This is a genomic window from Shewanella kaireitica, assembly GCF_023284045.1.
In the GTDB taxonomy this organism is placed as follows: Bacteria; Pseudomonadota; Gammaproteobacteria; order Enterobacterales; family Shewanellaceae; genus Shewanella; species Shewanella kaireitica.
In genome coordinates this window covers 1-23,320 of record NZ_JAKIKQ010000029.1, presented here as the reverse complement: position 1 = coordinate 23,320, position 23,320 = coordinate 1, and the positions used below count along the sequence as shown (strand labels likewise).

The 23,320-nt window shown below is 40.5% G+C and carries 19 protein-coding genes, 1 tRNA gene and 1 pseudogene; 10 read left to right on the top strand and 11 right to left on the bottom strand.

What is annotated here, in order from left to right; all coding sequences use genetic code 11:
• Positions 1–255 precede the first annotated feature (255 nt).
• The 4 genes and pseudogenes from L2730_RS21505 to L2730_RS21490 all read right to left on the bottom strand — a co-directional run bounded on the left by L2730_RS21505 (position 256) and on the right by L2730_RS21490 (position 2,585).
• Positions 256–1,221, bottom strand: coding sequence for a Solitary outer membrane autotransporter beta-barrel domain (locus L2730_RS21505; RefSeq protein WP_248976457.1), 966 nt, complete (start codon positions 1,219–1,221; stop codon positions 256–258).
• Positions 1,222–1,341: 120 nt separating this feature from the next.
• Positions 1,342–1,656: a hypothetical protein gene (locus tag L2730_RS21500; RefSeq protein WP_346347836.1), complete on the bottom strand. Its 315-nt coding sequence runs from the start codon at positions 1,654–1,656 to the stop codon at positions 1,342–1,344.
• Between the two features lie 76 nt (positions 1,657–1,732).
• Positions 1,733–2,095 (bottom strand): annotated as a pseudogene (locus tag L2730_RS21495) (isoaspartyl peptidase/L-asparaginase); the annotation flags it as partial.
• A 43-nt stretch (positions 2,096–2,138) separates the two neighbouring features.
• The gene (locus tag L2730_RS21490) at positions 2,139–2,585 is read right to left on the bottom strand and encodes a hypothetical protein (RefSeq protein ID WP_248976456.1); all 447 of its coding nucleotides are present in this window, start codon (positions 2,583–2,585) and stop codon (positions 2,139–2,141) included.
• A gap of 169 nt (positions 2,586–2,754) precedes the next feature.
• On the opposite strand from L2730_RS21490, the gene L2730_RS21485 reads away from it, so the two are divergent.
• The 3 genes from L2730_RS21485 (at position 2,755) to L2730_RS21475 (ending at position 4,047) form a co-directional block, all read left to right on the top strand.
• A complete protein-coding gene (locus L2730_RS21485) occupies positions 2,755–3,207 on the top strand; it encodes a putative periplasmic lipoprotein (protein WP_248976455.1) in 453 nt (150 codons plus the stop codon).
• A 104-nt stretch (positions 3,208–3,311) separates the two neighbouring features.
• The gene (locus tag L2730_RS21480) at positions 3,312–3,728 is read left to right on the top strand and encodes a hypothetical protein (RefSeq protein WP_248976454.1); all 417 of its coding nucleotides are present in this window, start codon (positions 3,312–3,314) and stop codon (positions 3,726–3,728) included.
• A gap of 49 nt (positions 3,729–3,777) precedes the next feature.
• Positions 3,778–4,047 (top strand): superinfection immunity protein, encoded by a 270-nt coding sequence (locus L2730_RS21475; protein WP_248976453.1) that lies wholly within the window; start codon positions 3,778–3,780, stop codon positions 4,045–4,047.
• A gap of 67 nt (positions 4,048–4,114) precedes the next feature.
• On the opposite strand, the gene L2730_RS21470 is transcribed toward L2730_RS21475, so the two are convergent.
• Positions 4,115–5,152: an isoaspartyl peptidase/L-asparaginase family protein gene (locus L2730_RS21470; protein ID WP_428848485.1), complete on the bottom strand. Its 1,038-nt coding sequence runs from the start codon at positions 5,150–5,152 to the stop codon at positions 4,115–4,117.
• A 159-nt stretch (positions 5,153–5,311) separates the two neighbouring features.
• Here L2730_RS21470 and L2730_RS21465 point away from each other — a divergent pair, with 159 nt between their 5' ends.
• Both L2730_RS21465 and tamB read left to right on the top strand, forming a co-directional pair.
• Positions 5,312–7,156 carry an autotransporter assembly complex protein TamA gene (locus L2730_RS21465; RefSeq protein WP_428848484.1) on the top strand — a complete coding sequence of 615 codons (1,845 nt, stop codon included), beginning with the start codon at positions 5,312–5,314 and terminating at the stop codon, positions 7,154–7,156.
• Positions 7,153–11,154, top strand: coding sequence for an autotransporter assembly complex protein TamB (tamB, locus tag L2730_RS21460; RefSeq protein WP_248976451.1), 4,002 nt, complete (start codon positions 7,153–7,155; stop codon positions 11,152–11,154). Before L2730_RS21465 ends, tamB begins: the two co-directional genes overlap by 4 nt.
• Positions 11,155–11,222: 68 nt before the next feature.
• On the opposite strand, the gene fadR is transcribed toward tamB, so the two are convergent.
• The gene (gene fadR, locus L2730_RS21455; protein ID WP_248976450.1) at positions 11,223–11,942 is read right to left on the bottom strand and encodes a fatty acid metabolism transcriptional regulator FadR; all 720 of its coding nucleotides are present in this window, start codon (positions 11,940–11,942) and stop codon (positions 11,223–11,225) included.
• 514 nt (positions 11,943–12,456) lie between these two features.
• Here fadR and nhaB point away from each other — a divergent pair.
• The 5 genes from nhaB to L2730_RS21430 all read left to right on the top strand — a co-directional run bounded on the left by nhaB (position 12,457) and on the right by L2730_RS21430 (position 19,793).
• Entirely contained in the window at positions 12,457–14,043 is a 1,587-nt protein-coding gene (gene nhaB / locus L2730_RS21450; RefSeq protein WP_248976449.1) for a sodium/proton antiporter NhaB, read from the top strand.
• 92 nt (positions 14,044–14,135) lie between these two features.
• Positions 14,136–14,660, top strand: a complete 525-nt coding sequence (gene dsbB / locus L2730_RS21445) for a disulfide bond formation protein DsbB (RefSeq protein ID WP_248976448.1) — start codon at positions 14,136–14,138, stop codon at positions 14,658–14,660.
• Positions 14,661–14,999: 339 nt separating this feature from the next.
• Positions 15,000–16,934 carry a PrkA family serine protein kinase gene (locus L2730_RS21440; protein ID WP_248976447.1) on the top strand — a complete coding sequence of 645 codons (1,935 nt, stop codon included), beginning with the start codon at positions 15,000–15,002 and terminating at the stop codon, positions 16,932–16,934.
• Between the two features lie 52 nt (positions 16,935–16,986).
• Positions 16,987–18,255, top strand: a complete 1,269-nt coding sequence (locus L2730_RS21435) for a YeaH/YhbH family protein (RefSeq protein WP_248976446.1) — start codon at positions 16,987–16,989, stop codon at positions 18,253–18,255.
• An 8-nt stretch (positions 18,256–18,263) separates the two neighbouring features.
• Positions 18,264–19,793 (top strand): SpoVR family protein, encoded by a 1,530-nt coding sequence (locus L2730_RS21430; RefSeq protein WP_248976445.1) that lies wholly within the window; start codon positions 18,264–18,266, stop codon positions 19,791–19,793.
• Between the two features lie 59 nt (positions 19,794–19,852).
• On the opposite strand, the gene rplY is transcribed toward L2730_RS21430, so the two are convergent.
• The 5 genes from rplY to L2730_RS21405 all read right to left on the bottom strand — a co-directional run bounded on the left by rplY (position 19,853) and on the right by L2730_RS21405 (position 23,319).
• Positions 19,853–20,140, bottom strand: coding sequence for a 50S ribosomal protein L25 (gene rplY / locus L2730_RS21425; protein WP_220739199.1), 288 nt, complete (start codon positions 20,138–20,140; stop codon positions 19,853–19,855).
• A 135-nt stretch (positions 20,141–20,275) separates the two neighbouring features.
• Complete coding sequence (gene mepK, locus L2730_RS21420; RefSeq protein WP_248976444.1) at positions 20,276–20,824, bottom strand: peptidoglycan L,D-endopeptidase MepK; 549 nt, start codon at positions 20,822–20,824, stop codon at positions 20,276–20,278.
• A gap of 96 nt (positions 20,825–20,920) precedes the next feature.
• The gene (locus tag L2730_RS21415) at positions 20,921–22,315 is read right to left on the bottom strand and encodes a L,D-transpeptidase family protein (protein ID WP_248976443.1); all 1,395 of its coding nucleotides are present in this window, start codon (positions 22,313–22,315) and stop codon (positions 20,921–20,923) included.
• 167 nt (positions 22,316–22,482) lie between these two features.
• On the bottom strand, positions 22,483–23,061 hold the full coding sequence (locus tag L2730_RS21410) for a type II secretion system protein (RefSeq protein WP_248976442.1): 579 nt from the start codon (positions 23,059–23,061) through the stop codon (positions 22,483–22,485).
• Positions 23,062–23,233: 172 nt separating this feature from the next.
• A tRNA-Leu gene (locus L2730_RS21405) sits at positions 23,234–23,319 on the bottom strand.
• Position 23,320 lies beyond the last annotated feature (1 nt).

The window sequence follows — 23,320 nt, the reverse complement described above, 5'->3', positions numbered from 1 at the left end:
TTCCGGCCCTCCTTGGCGGTCAGATTTAGGAGGTACGAGACCAAGGATGGTCGAAGGTAGAATAATGCAGGAGCAATTATCGAGAGCGAAGCAGGATGCCAGAGCCGAGAACAACTATTAGCTCAAATCCCATTACTTTCCTACAGCGTTTTGAATTCCCGCTGAATGGTCAAACTTTTAATGCAATTGGTATAACTCACACAGTCAAATTACTGATTACGGGAAAATACTGCTGAAAAAAACATAAAACTAGAACTAAATATCCTCATTAAACATTAAAAGAATACTGCCACCGCTAAGTACGCTACCGATATTAACGGTCACGCCAATGCCTAAGTTATTTACCCATGAATTTAACCAAGGCGTGTCAATCACCCAACCAGCGCCAACTTCGTAGTAGTGGTCGGTTGCTAAAGGCTCAACTGCATCACCTGATAAATCGATTCTTTTAAACATAAAGCGAAGTTCATTATCATTCATCCCCAGTTGTGGAAGCTGATAATGAAACAGTAAGGTGTTGTTAAAACGACCAACTTTTGATGTCACCTTTTGCGGCTCCGAGTCGGTTAATAGCGTATGCCCTATGGCAAATCGATAGCTGCTAATAAACTGCCAACGATGACCATAAAGTAGGCTGTCGTACCTAAACTCTAAAGATGGGTCAATCATTAACGCACCGTAAGAAGTATTAAGTAGCCCATTATCAAATACAGGTGCTAGCTGTTCCAATACGCTTCGATATTGAAAATTATTTTCATACCAAATCGTTTGTGCGCCGATGGCAAACTGCATTTTCCAATGCTCACTGAGCGCATGTTGCCAACGTTGCTCAGCCTGAAATAGGTAACTTTTTTCAGTGAAAGAATCAAAGTTTTTAGCTGATTGAGAAAAGTCGACAGTTTGGCTGGATCCGACATAAGAAAATTTAAGGTAGGTAGATGTGTTCCAATTTGAGCCCACATCTGCCCAACTTGAATTCCAAGGTAAAGAGTAAGTTTTGAGTTCACGGCGTCGTTCGAGCGAGCTTTTGGAGCCAGTATCTAAGTCGCCGAAATCAATAACAGAGCTAGGATCAAAACTAACGACACCTAAAGTGATCAAATTAGCATCCGTTAGCACAATGGCGGTTGCTATATTCTGTTTTGCAACTCTACTCACCATGTTATCAAGAGAGTTTATTGATTGGCTCGCCCCATAAGCTATGTTGCTCAACAAGATCATGATCAAACATATCATTATTCTATAAATATGCATCGAATACCTATGATTTAGAAGTGCTACAATTTCACGATTATTTCTAGCGTCATTTCATATTTAATCTGATTCAAAGCTTATGCATTACTATTTCGTGCTCTGATAACTTTCCAATACGTTGTTCCGGACTAATCCTCGTCTAACATTTTTGCACAATTTTGCCAAACGACTAATATCACCAAATTGAGGCACCTCACCATTATCGATTGCACTCTCCCAATAACTCAATTCACTGTCTACAATCTCTAACAACTTTTTCGGGCAGCCAATACAGGTTCCTACAGGACCGCAGACAAAATGTTGTGGATCTTTAAGAGGCAGCTCCCGCTTAACTTGCTTAATCATATTTTTCATCGCAGTAACGCGATCTGGCTTAGGAGGCATAAAACGGCTAATTGGCACTATGAGTATTGCATATAAGTGTAATTGAAAATGTGTACCAAAGCTCGATGATTAAGTTTGGTACACATTTAGAGCCCTATAAATCAGACCAGATCATCACTTGGGCTTCCTCATCATTTTTACGAGTAGCGCGGTACATGCCTTCGGTATTAAATGGTGTAGCAATATTGCCACGCTGATCTATGGCAATCACCCCGCCCGTGCCGCCAGCGGTAATAAGGCGCTGATTAATCACTTCATCGGCCGCTTGTATAATCGATTTTTTCTGATACTTAACTTTAGCGCAGATATCTCCAGCGACATGGTAGCGGATAAAATACTCCCCATGGCCTGTAGCAGACACTGCACAAACTCCATTTTCGGCGTAAGTGCCAGCGCCAATCACTGGCGAATCACCGATACGCCCGAAGCGCTTTGCTGTCATACCGCTCGTTGAAGTATAGGTAATTAACCATAAATCAACATTCAATAATATGGAGACATTAACGATCTAACAAGCGGATTACTGTTTCACCAAGCAATTGATGTAATACAACTTCTGACCCGTCAACCTTCCCCTCAACTATTTCAAATAATCGCTTAATTCCCTGCTTACTCATTTCGTTTGGTGCATCACTTGCGGCATTTGCTATCAGCATCTGCAAGATATATCGGAAATGTTTGTCATCAAGTGCGCTGATCCAAGACGTTCTTAGTGATTCATTATTCGTCAGGTCTAAATGAGACAAAAAGATAGGAAATATCTTCCCCCTTAACGCTTCTTCCAATTCAGTGTAATACCCTTGAACTGTTGACCGACGAATATCAGCGGCTGCAGCAACATTCCCATAAGTAACATGATGCCAGCCTCTCTCTAAGAAAATATTGAGAATGATTGCATCAAGCTTTTGCTTCATCTCCGCTTTTGCTTCTTTTGATATTTTAGCCATCTTACTTATTAGGTTTGGTGTACGTAATTGTAGTTTATCACTTGCAAGTGACTATTAGAAACAAAGCGCAACCATTAATACGTACACCGAACCAAATAATTGTTGACCGTACAAATAGAGAGCTGTTAGAGTACACCCTTATTACGTACACCGAACCCATTAGGTAAACATGAAACCAATTTTATCAAGCATATTAGTTCTAACTTTTCTAGCTGGATGCGCTGCGCCCACAACAAACCAAGTGCAACGCCAAAGCATCACATTACCTGACAGTGGAGATGTATATGGTAAGGCTATTCGCTGTGCCGTAGATTTACTGACGGTAAAAACAGGATCATTATTTGCTTATGAAGATATAGCTACCGAAACATTTTCAGTACACTCACATTATAGAAATACAGTCCAGTTTACATATCAATTTATGCCAGTAGGAAAAGAGTATGAATTGACAGCTAAGTCAGTTGAATACTTCGTACCACAATATAACAATTTATGGGATGGCAAATCTGCCATACCTGCACATTGGACAAGTGAACTGACAAAAGAGCAAATGTCCATTGCTAATAACTTTGTTGCAACTCAATTAAATGAATATGTTCAATGTATAGAAATGGCTAAATAACGAAGAGAATTAACTCCTAAATACGGTTTTCGGCTGCAATGATTCACAGGTGTACAATGCGCTCATTAGCATTGAACATCTGTAATTAAAATAAGGTGTCAAATATGTCTAACGTAATTTTAGCTACAGCTGGTCATAAATTTAAAAATCCAAATTGGTCGTGGGGTTCTATCAACCATGAAACAAAGTCAGTAATACTTCGAATTTGGGAAAACGAAATTATTGATGTTAACGGCGAGCAATGCGCTGAAGTTTTAAATCCTCTCTACTCAGTAAATATTAATGGTCGTAAGCGAGCTGGTTATACTGAACGCAGTGAACATTTCGAATGTATTTTACAAGGATATAAACCTTACTTTCTGGTTTGCACTCCTGAGGATGGTAATGCAGAGGTCTGGTCAATCAATTCACACCGAAAAGAACTTGTTATTGGTAATCATGGAATCTTTTCCATGAACAGAATAAATGATGTTTGGTATTCAAAATTAACGAATTTAACCATCAAACCAGAATCACTCTAATGTATTTGTCGATTCAACTTTTTACCTAGTATCAGGATAAAGATTAACTATGGAAGTACTATTAAGTATATTAATAATAATTACCTCTCTGTGTCTCTACTTTATACCAGCTGCATTAGCATCACACAGGGAACACAATCAAAAACTTGCAATCTTGATGGTTAATCTATTTCTAGGTTGGACTTTCTTAGGTTGGGTTGCAGCATTCATTTGGGCATGCACCAACAATACCTTACAAAGTGACAGTAAGAAAGAAGCAAAACGCATACAAGAGCTTGAAGAATTGGTTCATACTTTTCATCATCAATCTAAAAAGTAGTATATTTTTGTCATTTTAAACGTCGGTTAACGACCTTTAAAATGACCATTAATAAACCAATATTGAGTTATTTATCTCGCCAGATCATCACTTGCGCTGCTTCACCCTTCTTTCGGGTCGCACGGTACATACCTTCGGTATTAAATGGTGTAGCGATATTGCCACGCTGATCTATGGCAATCACCCCGCCAGTACCTCCAGCGGTAATAAGACGCTGATTAATCACTTCATCGGCCGCTTGTATAATCGATTTTTTCTGATACTTAACTTTAGCGCAGATATCTCCAGCGACATGGTAGCGGATAAAATACTCCCCATGGCCTGTAGCTGACACAGCACAAACTCCATTTTCGGCGTAAGTGCCAGCGCCAATCACTGGCGAATCACCGATACGCCCAAAGCGCTTTGCTGTCATACCACCGGTTGAGGTGCCAGCTGCGAGGTTACCGTTTTGATCCAGCGCAACAGCGCCGACGGTGCCAAATTTATAATCGAACTCCATATAATCTAAAGCACTTTGCTTATAGTTATGCCCATTGCTTGCCTGATAGTCTTTATTTGATTCAGCTTTTTTGATTTTCTCTTTGGCACTTTGCAGTTGTTTATAACGGTTTTCGGTATCGAAATGACTAACCGGTACCAAATTATACCCTTGTGTTAGGGCAAACTCTTCAGCACCTTGGCCTGAAAGCATAACATGTGGAGACTTATCCATTACGGTTTGAGCCAAATTGATTGGGTTTTTAATATGCCTAACCCCAGCAACAGCACCCGCGTTCATGGTTTTACCATCCATAATAGATGAGTCCATCTCATGTGCACCATCATAGGTGTAAACAGCACCTAAGCCAGCATTAAACAAGGGGCTATCTTCAAGTATATTAATAGACACCTTGACTGCTTCTAAGCTGTCACCGCCCTCACTGAGCACTTTATAACCTGCATCAATGGCTTCTTGTAGCTTACTGCGATAGGCCTTTTGCTGCTCATCAGTCAATTTTGCTTTGGAAATGGTACCTGCACCGCCATGAATTGCGATAGAAAATGGCTTTTCGGTAGCAAAAGCCACGGGCGTTACAATGGTTAATGCCAATAAACAACTCACTACGATTGGAGAATAATTCACAAACGGTATCCTTTTGCATTTATTTGCTCTCTTTGTAACTATTTTCGACCATAATTACAATCAGCAACTTGCTTGATTTGGTGATTCTAGTGACAATAGCTTCATAAAACTAAAGTTAATAATAAGAGCCTGATATTTTTGATAAGTTTGATTCGAACAACCAGCATACTGACATTATTGTTCGGTTTTCTACTGAGTCCTTTTGCTGCCCAAGCAAATGACCTGTTAACGCTGAAGATAGAAGGCGTAGCAGGCAGTCTTGAACGCAATGTAAAAGCGCATTTGGGGGCATTACCTAAGTCCGATGTACAACGACGTGCTTTTATTTTTAATGCTGAAGACAATATCAATGCAGCTTTGCACTCTATGGGTTATTACAATAGTAAGATAGAACAGGAGTTTAACCGTAACGACAAAGGGCCTTGGAAGCTTAGTTATCTCATCACACCAGGAGAACCAACAACAGTGCGCTGGGTTGATATACAAGTCAGTGGTGAAATGCGTGATGATCAACTGTTCGAACAGTGGCTTTCCCAGTTGTCAATTCGGCCAGGAGACCGGCTTAATCATGGCGTATATGAAGAATTGAAAGCCCAGTTACTGACCCTATCATTAGCCCGAGGCTATTTTGATGGCAAATTTGACAAGGCTGAAATAGAGGTTGATAGGGATTACAATAGCGCAAAAATAGCGCTGCATTATGACTCAGGCAAACGCTACCATATTGGTGAAGTCACCTTTACTGGCCACACACTACAACCCGAGATCTTAGAGGAATTGATCCCCTTCGAGCTTGATGCTCCATACAGTACTGGCAATTTGGGACAATTAAATAGACAACTACTTGATACAGGCTACTTTTCAAACATTAAGGTGTTACCTTTAGTTGAGCAAGTAGAAGGTTTACTTGTGCCCGTTAGAGTTGATCTTAGTCCTAAACCCGATCACTCCATTGAGCTTGGCTTAGGTGTGGATGTAGGCAATACCGTCGATAACAGCATCGAACCTCGGGTTCGAGTTACATGGCGTACACCACAAATAAACAGTTATGGTCATTCTCAAGAAACCTCTGCAGAATGGGCGCCTGATAGACCAAAATTTCTAACCACTTATACCATTCCTTTAACACACCCTCTCGATGATCAGCTTAAGCTGCGGGTTGGCATGTTAAGAGACAAATATGGTGTGACCCAAGTCTACAATGAAGAAGACAGAAATTTTAAGAACACTGGCCAGTTGGAGTCATCCAAGTTGCTTTTTGCGGTTATCCGTCAGCAACGTCTCGGCCATCAATGGATTCTTAATTACTCTACTGAAGTGATGCGTGAGAGTTACACTCAATCTGGTGTCGATTATGATCCCTTCTTTGTACTTTTCGGGGCAAATGTGTCTAAAACGTCTCGCGGTGATAACTCACTCGATCCCAAATCAGGCTTTTTGCAGTATTACAGCCTAGAGTATGCAGATCCCAATTTGGGCTCAGAGGTACGTTTAGCACGCCTACAAGCGAAGTTTAAATGGATCCAGCGGTTTTTCGAAAACCACCGAATAGTATCGCGTTTGGATTTAGCAGCAAACCTCACCAATGAGAATAATTTGGCACAGATCCCCCCTTCTTTGCGATATTTTGCTGGCGGCGACCAAAGTATACGTGGCTACAGTTATAACGAATTGGGTCCATCTATAGACTCTATCAACGATGAAGGCGAAGTAGTGAGAGAAGTAGTCGGTGGACGTTACCTGATGGTAGGCAGCATCGAGTACCAGTATTACGTCACCCCAACATGGCGGGTAGCCACCTTTATCGACGCAGGTAATGCCTTTGATGTTAATCAAATAGAAGCTATTACCTCTGTCGGTGCAGGTATCCATTGGATATCGCCGATTGGCCCTGTGAAATTTGATGTAGGTGTAGGCTTAAAGGAAACCGATACTATTAGTAGACCTTGGCGTATCCATATCACGATGGGGGCTGAGCTATGACAACTAGAACAACGGATACAAACAAAGCTCCGCAACCAAATAACAATACTCATCAAACAAAAGGTGCCATCTGGCGCTGGTTTAAACGCCTTTTCCGGATTATTTTCTATATTCCTCTTGGCTTGTTAATCAGCTTAGCCATTATTATCGGTACAAACTTTGGTTCTCACTTCGCAGTTAAAATAGCGGATATTTTGGTGCCCGATCTCGACGTCAGTTATGTATCAGGGAAAATAAACAACCGTCTTCAATTAGACGTCGGTAACTGGCAAATGTCAGGAGTCAAAGTTGAAACTACAGGGTTAATCTTAGATTGGAACCCTATGTGCTTAGTGCAAAAGCAGTTATGCGTAAATGAGTTAAGTGCAACTAAGGTTAATGTTGAAATAGATACCGACTTGCTTGGTGAGCCAACCACTATTGAAGTGGCTACAAATGATGCCGCAATTGCAATCTCCAATGACAATCAAGACAATTTAATCACAGATATCAGTCAGCCTATCGATACTATCGTCAATGGGATTGAAGAAAATCAAGAAATTGTCTTACCGTTTGGTATTAAGCTTGCTATAGGTGCATTGAGCCAAGTGACAGTGCGCGTCAATAATATGGACTTTAACGCAGCTCAACTTAATTTAAGTGCTGAATGGCAAAGCACCGGAATTCGAGCTCAATCGATTTATGCGAAAGATTTATTAGTATCTATTCCACTCGGCAGCAACGATGAGAATAATGCAGACAGCACTATGCTGACTGAAAAAAAATCAGCTAAGCCTGCCTCGACAAGTAAAGCTATAAATAAAGCAAGTGGCGCCAATGTAATAACTGATGATGCTAATAAGTGGGCCATGGCTCATTTACCTGAAGTGTTTATGCCAATACCTGTCTATGTTGAATCACTTGAGGTCAACAACGGAGATTTAATTCTAGGGCCAAGAGAAGATCATTTTAGCACTATCGCACTGAGTGGCAGCTATCAAACTTTTCTTATTAATATAGAAACATTGTCTGTTTCTCACAGCTACGGTTCGGTCGAACTAAATGGGCACATGTCGTTGTCAGACGATTACCCGATGGATTTTGAACTAGATATTAATCTTGATCACGTTGATGAAATACCGGGACTAAAGGGGCAGCAACTTAATGTCACAGTCGTTCAAGGTTTCAAACAACTGAAAAGCGAGGTCTCCGGTCAGGGGCAGCTTGAATTTGACTTATCATCGAGTATTGCGCTAGCGGATCCCAAACTCCCCTATTCGATAGCACTGCAATCGAAAAAACTACAATGGCCGATAAAAAAGCCTGAATATATTGCAACCAACATCACGCTGAAGACTCAGGGTGATCTCAAGCAGCAACAAGTCGATTTACAAACGCATTTCAACTCCAACTACCACCCAATGATGAAAGTTAACACTCTATTCGAACACCAAGATTCCACAATTGATTTCAGTGTATTAAAGATTGAAAGCAAGATGGGTAATGCGTCTATCGACGGAAAACTGGCTTACGGCGATACGTTTATATGGGACACTAATGTCATTACTGAGAAACTCGATATTAGTCAACTCCAACTCGATTTGGAACAGTCTTTACCTAAGAGCAACATTAATGGCCAGTTCAGCAGTAACGGACAATTCTCGTTAGCCAATGCACACTGGTCAGTAGGCATATCAGATGCAGAACTTAATGGCGATATAGAAACATACCCATTAACAGTCGATGGCAATCTAGCACTTAATCACAATTGGTACTTAAGTTCGACTGGACTTAATATTCACGCGTTGAAAAGCTCTTTATACATTGAAGGTGAAGTAGATAAGCGCTGGTCACTAACAGGTGATTTAGTCGTACCCGATTTAAGCCTTTGGCACCAAGATGCACGAGGTCAAATTAATAGTGACATTACTGTCACTGGAGAATCTGAACACCCAAACATTGAAGTGTCTCTTTTAGCCAATGACCTTAGGTTTAGTCAGCTGTCTCTAGAAAAACTAAATTTAACAGGTCACTATAAACCTCTTGATAATCAGGCATTCTCAGCTCAGTTAACCTCAGACAAGTTTAGCTACGATACTGTTTTTCTAGACAGTATCAATGTACAAAGTAACGGCGACTTAAACCAGCAATCCTTGAATATAGAAACCCAAGGAGAACTCGGATTAACCACATCGATTAAAAGCCAATTTGATGATAGTAAAAACACTGCAAACGCTCAAATAAGTCGACTTAATCTGCAATCAAAGCTTGGTGAGGTAAGCCTAGAAAAGCCATTAAATGCGCAGTACGACATGTCGAAATCTAAGGGACAGATAACACCATTTTGTTTAACCCATGCGAGCGGAAAATTATGTGCTGTAGAGCCAATTAAAGTTGGAATGAGTGGCCAGGCAAAAATGGAATATGCAGGTGATCTTGGGGTTTTAATCTCACCTTGGCTACCTGAAAGTATAAAGTGGCATGGACCTTCAACATTAGCGTCAGAATTTAAGTGGTTTGAAGAAGGTAAACCTACTGGCCAGTTAGAGCTAGATCTAACACCGGGCACTATCGACTTCAAAACAACCAATAGTAATGAAGTTAGTGTCGGATATAAGTCCTTCAACATACAAAGCCTATTAAATGATCAGTTCCTTAAAACAACAATCGCACTAGAGTCTTATAAGATAGCCAGTTTGGACGCGAACCTCACTGTCAGTGTTACCCCAGATAGAACTATTGACGGCAAACTTGCCCTACATCAAATAGACTTAAAAGCGCTCGCTCAGCTACTGCCTGAGTTAGAAACATTAGAGGGTATAGTCTCCAGTAATCTTAATTTAAGCGGAACGCTTGCAGATCCTCAAGCATCAGGCGACATAACTCTAAGAAAGGGATCTATTCTAGCTACAGCAAACCCAACACTTATTGAAGATGTAGACTTGAATCTAACCTTCGGCGGTAAACAGGCCCAAATAGATGGTGAGCTAAAAATGGGCAAAGGGCTCGCTTATATCGACGGTCAACTGGATTGGTTAAATAAACAGCTGAAAGGTAACTTCGATATAAAAGGTAAAGACCTCGCCGTCATTCAACCGCCGCTTGCTATTCTCAGTGTTGGAACTGATCTCAATATTAGTTTTACCGACCATTCCGTTGATGTAAAAGGCGATATTAATGTGCCAACAGGCCACATTACCATTGTTCAGTTGCCAGAAGGCGGTGTTGCTGTGTCTAAGGACGTAGTGTTTAAAGATAGCCTTGCGACACAAACGTCGAAAGCCACGCCGTTAGCGGTTTCTGCTGAAGTGAATTTAAACATTGGCGACGATTTAAAAGTTGATGGAATGGGACTCGACGGCAAACTATTAGGTAAGTTGGAATTGAAGCAAAGTCCTTTTAGACCCCCACTACTCTTCGGCGAAATTAAAGTTATTGATGGATCTTATAAGTTCATGGGGCAGACTTTAAAAATTAAAGCCGGTGAAATGCAGTTTATAGGCCCTATTGATGTCCCCAACTTGAATATAGAAGCAGCACGAGAAATAAAAGAGGAAGATGTGATAGCTGGTGTTCGCATAACAGGAACACCGATGAAACCAATTGTTAACCTTTATTCAAATCCAGCAAAAGAACAGGCTGAGATTTTAAATTATATTGTCAGAGGCACTGGCCTAAACAGTAACGATGTTGACCAAAACAGCGGCCTGATGATGGGGGCAGCATTGACATTAAGTAACCAAATTGGTGGCGGAGCCATCGGCAATATAGGTAATACGGCAACTGGTATCATTGAGAAAATCGGTTTTTCAAATGTCCAACTTGATGCAAACGATGATGGTCGATTCGCAATTAGTGGCTTTATTGGTGAAGATCTGATGGTGAAGTACGGTATTGGAGTGTTTAATCCAGGTTATGAAATGACCGTTCGTTATTACTTGTTGTCGCAACTTTACTTAGAAACGGTATCGGGTACCATTGAACAATCTTTAGATATCTACTACAGCTTTGACCTGTAATCTTTAAGCATCAAAAAAGCCATCTAAAAAGATGGCTTTTATTATAAACGACAAACTAAGACAAAATGCTACGTATTTGAATGACCTAGCTCAACTGGCATTTTATCGCGTAAACTCTGCCACATCATGCCGCTATTAATCCCGTAGGCTCGCATTAACCCAGCTACGTCCGCATAATTCTTATCTACTGCGAGCTGTTGCAGTTGCTTATAAAAGTCCAACGCTAATGCTCGTGCATCGGCGCTAGAAAAATAATAACGGCCGACTCTGCTATATAATCCTTTAAAACCATTCAAAATGAGAACATAAAGAGGATTACCAGAAGAAAAAGCTAATGTGTGCTGTAATTCATAATCAAAGTCCGCATAGGCTTGAGCAGTGTCTTCCAACTCGTCAAGCTTTGATAATGCTTCAACTGCTTTATCAGGGTTATTGCGGATAGCACCTCTAAAATAGATTGCACTAACACTGCTGCGCGCCGATAACAATTGATCGACGAGTTCAGGAAAACCATCAGGATCAAGTTCAGCGATGGTCTCAAGAATATTAAGTCCAGAGGTCTCCCAGAAATTATTCACTCGGGTGGGTTTACCATGTTGAATAGTTAGCCAGCCATCTCGCGCTAGACGTTGCAGCACTTCACGCAATGTCGTGCGTGTTACGCCGATTAATTCAGACAACTCACGTTCAGCTGGCAAAATAGAACCTGGGGCAAATTTGTTCTCCCAAATGGATCGTACAATATATTTCTCGGCAAAACTTGCAGGGCCTTTGGCATTGATGATCATCAGCCTACTCTATCCAATTATTAGTGTTGTTCTATTACTGATCATACCAGAGCTACCCAAAATGGAAACCTAAACCGTCGTATTAGATATTCACAGTGCTCAAAAAACAAAATCATGATTAAAAATCATCCGAATAATGCGTTTTAGTTGATTTTTTTTGATATAGATACCCGTTTTGGTAATCAGTGCTGTTTAAGTTAGTAAAAAGGAATTACCTTTAGCGTCGGCAAATTTATAAGTAACAACAAATCCAGTTAATTTCTTGTTACAATCGGACATTACAAAACAAGAGTGAGGATTCCATGCCCGTGACAATGAGTCAGGCGTCTTTGTTAACTTCTTAGGTACTTTGCCAAAGTAGTTCAGATTCGCAATATTATCGTTTCTAGTAATCAACCCAGTCGTATTCTAATTAAATCCGGTTTACCTTTGGCGTCGGCAATTACATTAGTAACAATAAATATAGTTAATTTATTGTTACAATCGAACATTACAAAACAAGAGTGAGGATTCCATGCCTGTGACAATGAGTCAGGCGTTTCTTGATAACTTCTTAGGCAATTCGCCAAAGTGGTTCAAATTCGCAATATTATCGTTTCTAGTAATCAACCCTGTCGTTTTCTATCTTAATCCGTTTGTGGCGGGCTGGCTGTTGGTTTTAGAGTTTATTTTTACCCTTGCTATGGCTCTCAAATGCTATCCATTGCAACCAGGGGGGTTACTCGCAATTGAAGCGGTAATAATCGGCATGACTTCACCCAGTCAAGTTCTGCATGAGATAGAAGCAAACCTAGAAGTTTTATTGCTACTGATTTTTATGGTTGCTGGTATCTATTTCATGAAGCAACTATTACTATTTGCCTTCACAAAAATGATCACCAAAGTTCGTTCTAAGATTGCAGTATCAATAATGTTCTGTGTTGCATCTGCATTTTTGTCAGCATTCCTAGATGCGCTTACAGTTATAGCAGTTATTATTGCAGTTGCTGTGGGCTTCTATTCGATTTACCACAAAGTGGCGTCAGGTAAAAACTTTACTGATAGTCATGATCATACTAGCGATGGCCAAAACCAGTTATGTGAAGAAGAGTTAGAAGCATTCAGAGGCTTTTTACGCAACTTGCTAATGCATGCCGGTGTCGGTACTGCCCTTGGTGGCGTTTGTACTATGGTCGGTGAACCACAGAACTTAATTATTGCAGCCCAAGCAAACTGGCAATTTGCTGAGTTTGCATTGCGTATGTCTCCTGTCACCGTACCAGTCTTTGTTGCCGGTGTGTTGACTTGTTACTTAGTTGAAAAGTTTAGAGTGTTTGATTACGGTAAGCAGCTTCCTGATGCCGTACACAAAATTTTGTCTGACTACTCAGCTCATGAAGACGCACATCGTACTAAGCATGACAAAGTAAAATTAGTCATACAAGCACTTGTTGGCGTTTGGCTAATTATTGGTCTTGCCTTCCACCTTGCATCTGTTGGTCTCATTGGTCTTTCTGTCATCATTTTAACTACTGCCTTTAACGGCGTGACTAACGAACACCAGTTAGGAAAAGCATTTGAAGAAGCACTGCCATTCACAGCTTTATTAGCCGTCTTCTTCGCTATTGTTGGCGTCATCATTGATCAGCAACTGTTTGCTCCTGTCATTCAATGGGCGCTTAGTTATGAAGGTAATACTCAGTTAGTTATTTTCTATATAGCCAACGGTTTACTCTCAATGGTCAGTGATAATGTGTTTGTGGGTACGGTTTACATCAATGAGGTTAAAGCAGCTTTACTTGATGGTCAAATCACCCGCGATCAGTTTGACCTTCTTGCTGTTGCAATTAACACCGGTACTAACCTGCCGTCAGTGGCAACACCTAATGGACAAGCGGCTTTCCTTTTCCTACTGACATCAGCTATTGCCCCACTCATCCGTCTTTCCTACGGGCGTATGGTTTGGATGGCACTACCATATACAATTGTGTTATCAATTGTAGGGATCTTAGCGATTCAGTTTGGAGCGCTTGAGCAGATGACGCAGTATTTCTACGATAATAATATGTTGCTTCACCACACTCTCCAAGAAGTTGGAAATAGTGCAGCATCAGCGCATTAATGATAGTGTACTGACTGAACTAATTTAGAGTTTGTAAGTCATATAAAACGCCCTATTTTGGGCGTTTTTTATTTGCAAAGGAGACCTAATCGTTGAATGCACTAATCAAATTTTCCCAATCACGTACAGCATGGCTAACATTGACGGCTACGGCGCTTGCTTTAGAACTGGCTGCATTGTTTTTTCAATATGTTATGAAGCTTGACCCTTGTGTGATGTGTATCTATCAGAGGTTGGCAATATTTGGTATTTTATTTGCTGGTTTACTAGGCATTGTTGGTTATCAATCTCGTATCGTACGATTTGTAGCGATGGGACTCTGGGGGACTAGTGCTGCTTACGGCCTTAAGCTAGCGCTTGAGCTAGTCGATATGCAAACTAACCCTTCTCCGTTTGCAACCTGCTCTTTTTTGCCTGAGTTTCCAAGCTGGATGCCTCTACATGAATGGATCCCATCGATCTTTATGCCAACGGGGATGTGCACAGATATACCATGGCAGATGATGGGCATCACCATGGGTCAATGGATGATTGTAGCATTTTCTGTATATCTGTTAGCGTTAGTCATCTTTTTTATACCAGCACTACTATCAAAAACTAAAAACGAGTTAAAGTAGAAAAATTCAACTCGCCTAACATTTATAACTATTAGTTAAAACGGACAATCCGAGTATTTATCTCGGGTTGTCTCCCACCCAAAAGTATATTCATCATTATATTTTCCAAACTAAAAGCACTTAGTAGCGCAAAATAATACTTTCTAGAATGGCAACATTTTTGAGTAAAAAATGAATGTATTGCTAATCCCTCATTTGCAACTATTGCAAATGCAACTATTTCTTGTTGTTTTTATTTGGTTTTTTATCTCAATCAAGCAAATTAACGTCTAACCTTAATAGTAGGAGGCAGTTACTATCAGCCTCTAATTCTTTTTAAGTTGTTTTAGGGGGTGGGTTATGGGTATTTTCGAGCATTACCAACAACGCTATGAAAAAAAGCTAGATGAAGAATATTCATTAGAAGAGTTTCTAAGCATTTGTAAAGAAGATCGCAGTGCTTTTGCTTCTGCAGCAGAGCGCCTATTGATTGCGATTGGAGAACCGGAGCTAATTGATACGTCTAAAGACCCAATCTTAAGCAGGCTCTTTTCCAATCGCTTAATATCTCGCTATCCAGCCTTTAAAGATTTTTACGGAATGGAAGAAGCCATTGAGCAAATTGTCGCTTATTTAAAGCATTCAGCCCAAGGACTTGAAGAGTCTAAACAAATTCTCTATCTGTTGGGTCCTGTTGGCGGCGGTAAATCCTCTTTAGCTGAGAAACTTAAAGCACTAATGCAGAACGTGCCTATTTATGTACTCACTGCCGACGGTGTTCGTAGCCCTGTAAACGACCATCCTTTTTGCCTGTTTAACCTTGAGGAAGATGGCGAGATTTTGAAGCAAGAGTACGGCATTCCTAAGCGTTATTTAAAAAGTATTATGTCACCGTGGGCAGTAAAGCGACTACATGAATTTGGAGGGGACATATCGAAATTTAAAGTGGTCAAAGTTTACCCTTCTATACTGGATCAACTTGCCATCGCTAAAACAGAGCCCGGAGACGAAAACAACCAAGATATTTCATCGTTAGTCGGTAAAGTTGATATTAGGCAGCTAGAACATTTTGCACAGAATGACGCAGATGCTTACTCATACTCAGGGGCTCTGTGTCGAGCAAACCAAGGGATGATGGAGTTTGTTGAGATGTTTAAGGCGCCAATCAAAGTCCTTCACCCACTGCTAACAGCAACACAAGAAGGTAACTTTAACGGCACAGAGGGGCTTTCAGCGCTTCCTTTTGGCGGTATTATTCTGGCTCACTCTAATGAGTCAGAGTGGACAACCTTTAGAAACAACAAAACTAACGAAGCATTTTTAGACCGTGTTTATATTGTTAAAGTCCCTTATTGTTTACGCCTATCTGAAGAGGTACGAATTTACGAAAAGCTCCTTACTAACTCTGAACTTGCCAATACCCCTTGTGCCCCAGGTACACTAGAAACTTTGGCACAATTCAGTGTCCTCTCACGGGTAGTCGCTCCAGAGAACTCCTCAATCTATTCAAAAATGCGTGTTTACGATGGTGAAAGCCTAAAAGATACTGATCCTAAAGCAAAGTCTTACCAAGAGTATCGTGACTATGCTGGCGTTGATGAGGGTATGCTAGGACTATCCACCCGTTTTGCTTTCAAAATTTTATCCAAAGTATTCAATTTTGACCATACTGAAATTGCCGCAAATCCCGTTCACCTTTTTTATGTATTGGAACGCCAAATCGAGCAGGAACAGTTTCCAACTGAAACCGCTGAACGCTATTTGGAATTTTTAAAAGGCTACCTTATCCCTAAGTATGTGGAGTTTATTGGGAAAGAAATTCAAACAGCTTATCTAGAATCTTACTCTGAATATGGACAAAATATTTTCGACAGATATGTCACCTATGCTGATTTCTGGATCCAAGATCAAGAGTATAGAGATCCAGAAACTGGCCAACTATTTGATAGAGCAGCGCTTAACGCCGAGCTTGAAAAAATAGAAAAGCCCGCAGGGATCAGTAACCCTAAAGATTTTAGAAATGAGATTGTTAACTTTGTCCTTAGGGCAAGGGCTAATAATGAAGGCACAAATCCTCTTTGGACAAGTTATGAAAAGCTAAAAACAGTAATAGAGAAGAAAATGTTCTCTAATACCGAGGATCTACTACCAGTAATCTCCTTTAATGGCAAAACATCAACTGATGATCAGCGTAAACATGATGATTTCGTCAATAGAATGATGGAGAAAGGCTATACCCAAAAGCAAGTAAGGCTGCTATCAGAGTGGTATCTGAGAGTTAGAAAGTCTTCTTAGAAAAGCCATAAAAAGGGGAGACCTCTCCCCTTCGTCAGGTTAGGAGGTGCGCATGGCAAATTTCATCGATAGAAGACTAAACGCAAAAGGTAAAAGTACCGTCAATAGACAGCGATTTATTAATCGCTATAAAAAGCAGATAAAGAAAGCAGTAAGTGACGCAGTAACACATCGAAGTGTTACTGACGTAGACAAAGGTGAGAAGATCAGCATTCCCACACGAGACATTAGTGAACCGACATTCCATCAAGGAAGTGGAGGCGTTCGTGACAGAGTCCACCCAGGAAACGACCAATTTAGCCGAGGTGATCAAATTGAAAGGCCACCTTCAGGTAACGGACAAGGTGCAGGACAAGGTGAAGCATCTGATTCAGGAGAAGGCAACGATGATTTCGTATTTCAGATCTCTAAAGATGAATACTTAGAGCTGTTATTTGAAGATCTAGAGCTACCCAACCTTCAAAATAACCGACTGAATAAACTTGTCGAGTATCAAGTATATCGGGCGGGGTTTACCAATGATGGGGTTCCTGCAAATATTAACATAGTCCGTTCACTACGCTCATCTATCGCCCGTCGTATGGCGATGACATCCACCAAGAAGCGAACTCTAAATGAATTACAACAGGAACTTGAAGAACTTGAAAGTAAAGCAGGCTCTAACGCAGAGCGCATTTTAGCTTTAAAGGCTGAAATTGATGATTTACAACGTAGAATCAAAAAGGTCCCCTTTATTGATACCTTTGATTTACGCTATAACAACTATGCAAAACGAGAGGTACCCTCCAGTCAGGCTGTTATGTTCTGTCTCATGGATGTTTCGGGGTCTATGGATCAGGCAACCAAAGATATGGCTAAACGTTTCTATATATTACTTTATTTGTTTTTAACAAGAACCTATAAAAACCTAGAAGTCGTTTACATCCGCCATCACACCCAAGCAAAAGAGGTCGATGAACACGAGTTTTTCTACTCTCAAGAAACAGGTGGAACAATTGTGTCCAGTGCATTGAAATTAATGCATGAGATCCAACAAAAGCGTTACCCTGAGAATGAATGGAACATTTATGCAGCTCAGGCTTCCGATGGTGACAATTGGGCCGATGATTCTCCTTCATGCAACCAAATACTCGAAAAACAATTGCTTCCTGTAGTCAGGTATTTTAGTTATATCGAAATTACCAACAGAGCTCATCAAACGCTGTGGCGGGAGTATGAAACTCTCCAGAAAACACACGATAACATCGCAGTGCAGCACATCAAACAAGCTGAAGATATTTATCCTGTATTTAGAGAGTTGTTTAAGAAACAAGCTGTTTAGGGGGCGCCATGGACACCACTAAAAAAAGAACACCGCTAGATGATGGTCCTGATTGGAATTTCGATTTACTACAGACTTATTTAACTGAAATTGAGCGCGTGGCAAATCATTACCGATTGGATGCCTACCCAAATCAAATTGAGGTTATCACCGCAGAACAGATGATGGATGCCTATGCAGGGATTGGTATGCCTATTGGTTATACCCATTGGTCTTTCGGTAAACGCTTTATTGAAACCGAACAAGGCTATAAAAGAGGACAAATGGGCTTAGCCTACGAAATTGTCATCAATTCAGATCCATGTATTGCGTACCTAATGGAGGAGAACACCATAACTATGCAAGCGCTAGTCATGGCGCATGCAAGTTTCGGCCATAATAGCTTTTTCAAAGGTAACTATTTATTTAAGACCTGGACTGATGCTAGCTCCATTATTGATTATCTAGTATTTGCTAAAAATTATATTAGTGACTGTGAAGAAAAATATGGAATTGAAAGGGTTGAAAGTATCATTGACTCCTGCCATGCGCTAATGAGCTTTGGAGTCGATAGATATAAACGCCCTAGTGAGATCTCTTTCAAAGAGGAGAAAATGCGCCAGAAAGACCGAGAAGCATATCTTCAAAGTCAGGTTAATGATCTATGGCGGACTGTGCCTGTTGCACCTCATGAAGAACAGATAGCTCAAGCGCAACGCTTTCCTGCAGAGCCCCAAGAGAATATTCTGTACTTTATTGAAAAAAATGCGCCCCTTCTAGAACCTTGGCAACGAGAAATCGTTCGTATTGTAAGAAAGATGGGCCAGTATTTTTATCCACAAAAGCAAACCCAGGTAATGAATGAAGGATGGGCTACCTTTTGGCACTATACGATTTTAAATCATCTCTACGATGAGGGATTAGTGACAGACCGCTTCATGTTAGAGTTTTTACAAAGCCACACCGGTGTTGTCGCACAGCCAAGTTATAACAGTCCACACTATAGCGGCATAAACCCTTACGCACTCGGCTTTAACATGTTTATTGATATACGCCGTATATGTGAAAATCCAACAGAGGAAGATAAACACTGGTTCCCAGACATTGCTGGCAGTGATTGGTTAACGACACTGCATTTTGCCATGGAAAATTTTAAAGATGAAAGTTTCATTAGTCAGTACCTTTCCCCCAATATCATTCGTCAATTCAAGCTTTTTTCAATACTAGATGACGATAACAAAAATTACTTGGCTGTATCAGCGATACATGATGAACAGGGGTATAAAGAGATTAGAGATAAGCTGTCACAACAATACAACCTGTCCAACTTAGAACCCAATATCCAAGTTCACAATGTGGAGGTCTCAGGTGATAGATCGCTAACCCTCAGATATGTGCCCAATGCGAGGATCCCATTAGCAGATACACGCCACGAGGTTGTCAAACATATACACAGGCTTTGGGGTTTTGACGTAAAAATAGAGCAAGGTGAAAATGGTGATATTAAGGTGATCGCTGCCTGCCCTGAACAAAAATCAGATAACGCTGCTAACATCTAATTCTAAAAATAGCCCATAAAAAAAGCGCCTTATTCGGCGCTTTTAAATTTACTTAAGATTTAAGCAAATTTGAAATCAATATGTTCAATCAAAGGCTTGAACGCATGACGTTGCATGTCTTGAACGCGTACTAATACGTCTTTACCATCTAAAGAGATAGTTAGGTCAGTATTGTAAAATTCATCGTTCGCTTGGATATTGATGATATCTTTATGATCGAAAACAATAGAGATAGCTTCTTTACCTGGACCATAGATAACAGCAGGAACTTTGTTAGCATGACGTAGGCGGCGGCTCGAACCTTTCCCTATTTCAGTGCGGATTTGTGCAGCGATTGTATAAGACATAATAAAACTCACTTAATAAAAATAATATAAATGTAAAGTAATGATTTTCGACCAACCATTACTTACTAAAAGCTGGCGGATACTAACATACATTACCAAGTAAACAAAATATTATCTGTCAGCTCTCAAAGTTAGTTACCAACTTCTTATTGGGCCTGTATCAATATGCACGAAACCTGAGTTAGGGTAATAACCGACGCCCCCCAGTTTAAGCGCTAAAGCGGCACTTCTCACCTCTGCAAGCTTTACACCAGGTACAGCAATATCAAGTGCCATGCCTTTCATGTGGTAACTTTTCTTAGCAACGCCATTACTTCGCTTAGCAAGCATTTGATTCGTTTTTGGAGATCGATAACCTGATATTATGTGTAATTCATCGTCATAATCTAACGATTCTCTTAATAAAAACGCAAAGTCAAATAATCGTTTATCCATTGGAGCTGATTCATTTTGGCGATGATCACGCAATACTTGACTAAAATCAGTTAAGATATCACTTTGGTAATCACCATCAATCCAATAGCTTCCCTGCCCGCGTTCACCTGTATGACGGTTGTAAAAGCCTAAACTTCTGACCCCCTTTGTTGAACGACTTGCTTGTGCTTTAGTGGGTAACATAGAAAACATCGCTACTCCACCAAGGCCTAATAATAACTGTCTACGAGCAGAACATACTACGGTCACACTATCACCACTGACTACTTTTCCTACAACTGGCAGGCAAAGTAGCCTTAAAGTCTAAGAAATGCAAGTTATCAGCATAAAATAGTGTAAAGTGAGTTATAAGTTATTGATATGGGCAACTGAAGGGCCAGATTCATCATTTATTGACTGCTTCTGGTAGATATCATTTCTAAACTGAGCCAAATTATCTTTATCAATCCATGCGGTCCAGTACACCAAGTGAACATTTAAGGTTGAATTTAACGCAAACCACTGGGTCTTGGTTCTATCTACATGTCTATCAACCCAGGTTTGTTTGTCCTTCACTAGGTTCGCCGCCATCCAGTTGGCTAAACCTTCTACATTCTCGATCCTTATACAACCGGAAGATAGTGCTCTATTACTCTGATTAAAAAGTTTAGGATCCGACGTGTCGTGCAGGTAAACACTGAAGTCATTGGGAAAGTAAAATTTGTAACGTCCAAGGGTATTATTAGCACCAGGACGCTGGACAAATCTAAATGGAAATGGGCCTGCCGCTAAATCACGCCACTGTTGTGGTGACTTGAACACTTGATTGCCGGCTCGATCAAAAACATCAAATTCACGTTGTTCTATATAATGACCATCTTTGCGTACCTGTGGCAATAAATCATTGTATAGGATCTTTTTGGGCACACGCCAACTTGGGTTGATAACAACATTAGAGATTGCACTGCTCAACAACGGTGTTTGCCTATATGGCTTACCAACAATGACCCGAGATTCTAGTTCCACTTTACCTTTATTAATAAGTTCCATTTCAAAGGCGGGAATATTGATCACCAAAAAGCGATCTGCTCTTTGGGACATAAACTCTGATTTCTGCATAAAGCTTTGCGCTAAAATAGTAGCCCGCTCTGAAGGAGTAATATTCAGCCATTTCATTGTTTCAGGGCCTAAAATTCCATCAGCGCTTAAGCCATGACGACGCTGAAAACGTTTAACGGCATTAACTAAGTTATCATCGAAAATATCTGCATCAATAGAGCTAGCCGCGCCGTCTCCAAGCAAAGACAAACGTTGTGCTATTAGGGAAAGAGAAGCACTCTTCATACCCGGCCTAATTAACCCTTCAATACCTATTGATTTCCATTGATATTTTTCAGCAAGCCACTGCAGGTGCGATATCCGATTTTGTAACTGTAAATAGTTGTTGATCCTAGGTTCTAGAGACATTGCTCGAACAAGTGGATCCTTAACTTGAGAGGTTGCTATCTTGCGGGTTTCAATGTGGTGACGTGTCCAAAAATTAACAATGTCTGCTTCTATAACCTGTAGTTGCTCTTTACTTACCACTGTAGTACTCAACGCTGTAATGTGCTGTTGATACTGAGTATCAGGTTCAACAATGGCAATTAATTTAAGTTGCTTTAACAGCATGTTGTTTGCAGCACTCAATCTCTCGTCCGCGAGAGCAGTAGCACTCATCAATACAAAATAGATAAACAAGCTAAGACTAAAAAAGCGCATTGACACACCAAAACAGAATACACCTTTTAAGTATGGCAAATAAATGTGCTTTGTATATGACAGTAGACAGCATAAAGCGACTAAGACAATGACTTAAACTAGGTCAATATTGCTGAATCAACTAGTTAATGGTAAAAAAAGATTAAACATTAATCGACATCTTCCTATTATGGATCGGGTTGAATACTTAAAGTTGACCTTGAGACCTGAGTTTGACCTGTACCTGGGAAGTATTTTAGTTGCCAGTTCTCAGCTCCTTTACTTCTATCATCAGCAATATAATTGTAATAACAGTGCGTGTCTTTATTTGTTAAATCACCACCATAATACCAATAAACAATGTCATTATTACCTTCAAAGGCAGCATTTGAATGCATTGCGAGCTTGTAGCCATTATCTAACAGTCCTTGCCAAACTTGTTTACAGTAGTCACCTTGAAGTTTAGTACCATTTGCACTGCTACTTGTGTCTTTACCTAAAGGATAACCAGTCGTCGTAGAGTCAACATCTCCAGCACCGTAACAAGTTAAATCAACTTGGTAGCCATTAGCGCCAGAAGCCGCCCAACAACTATGGTAAAGGCTCACAGATGTGCTAAAGCTAGCAAACACATTACGGGCAACTGAATCATGGGCATCTTGACCCAAGCTTACAAACCTCGGCATAGCGACGATTGCGATTATCCCCAGTATGGTAATTACAGTAACTAGCTCAATAAGAGTAAACCCTTTGGAAATAGGCTTCATGTTTTGACCTTTAGATATAGATTTGGACGCAATATACATAGGTGACTGCTTGATGTCACGCAACATCTAGTACACTGATTTAATTAAGGAAAAACTAAATGAATGTCAATTTTAGAAACAAAAAAACCCCAACTTTCGTTGAGGCTTATTGTAATTCTCTTGCGAGAATATTTGGTACCCGAGGCCGGACTTGAACCGGCACGCCTATTAAGCGAGGGATTTTAAATCCCTTGTGTCTACCGATTCCACCACTCGGGCA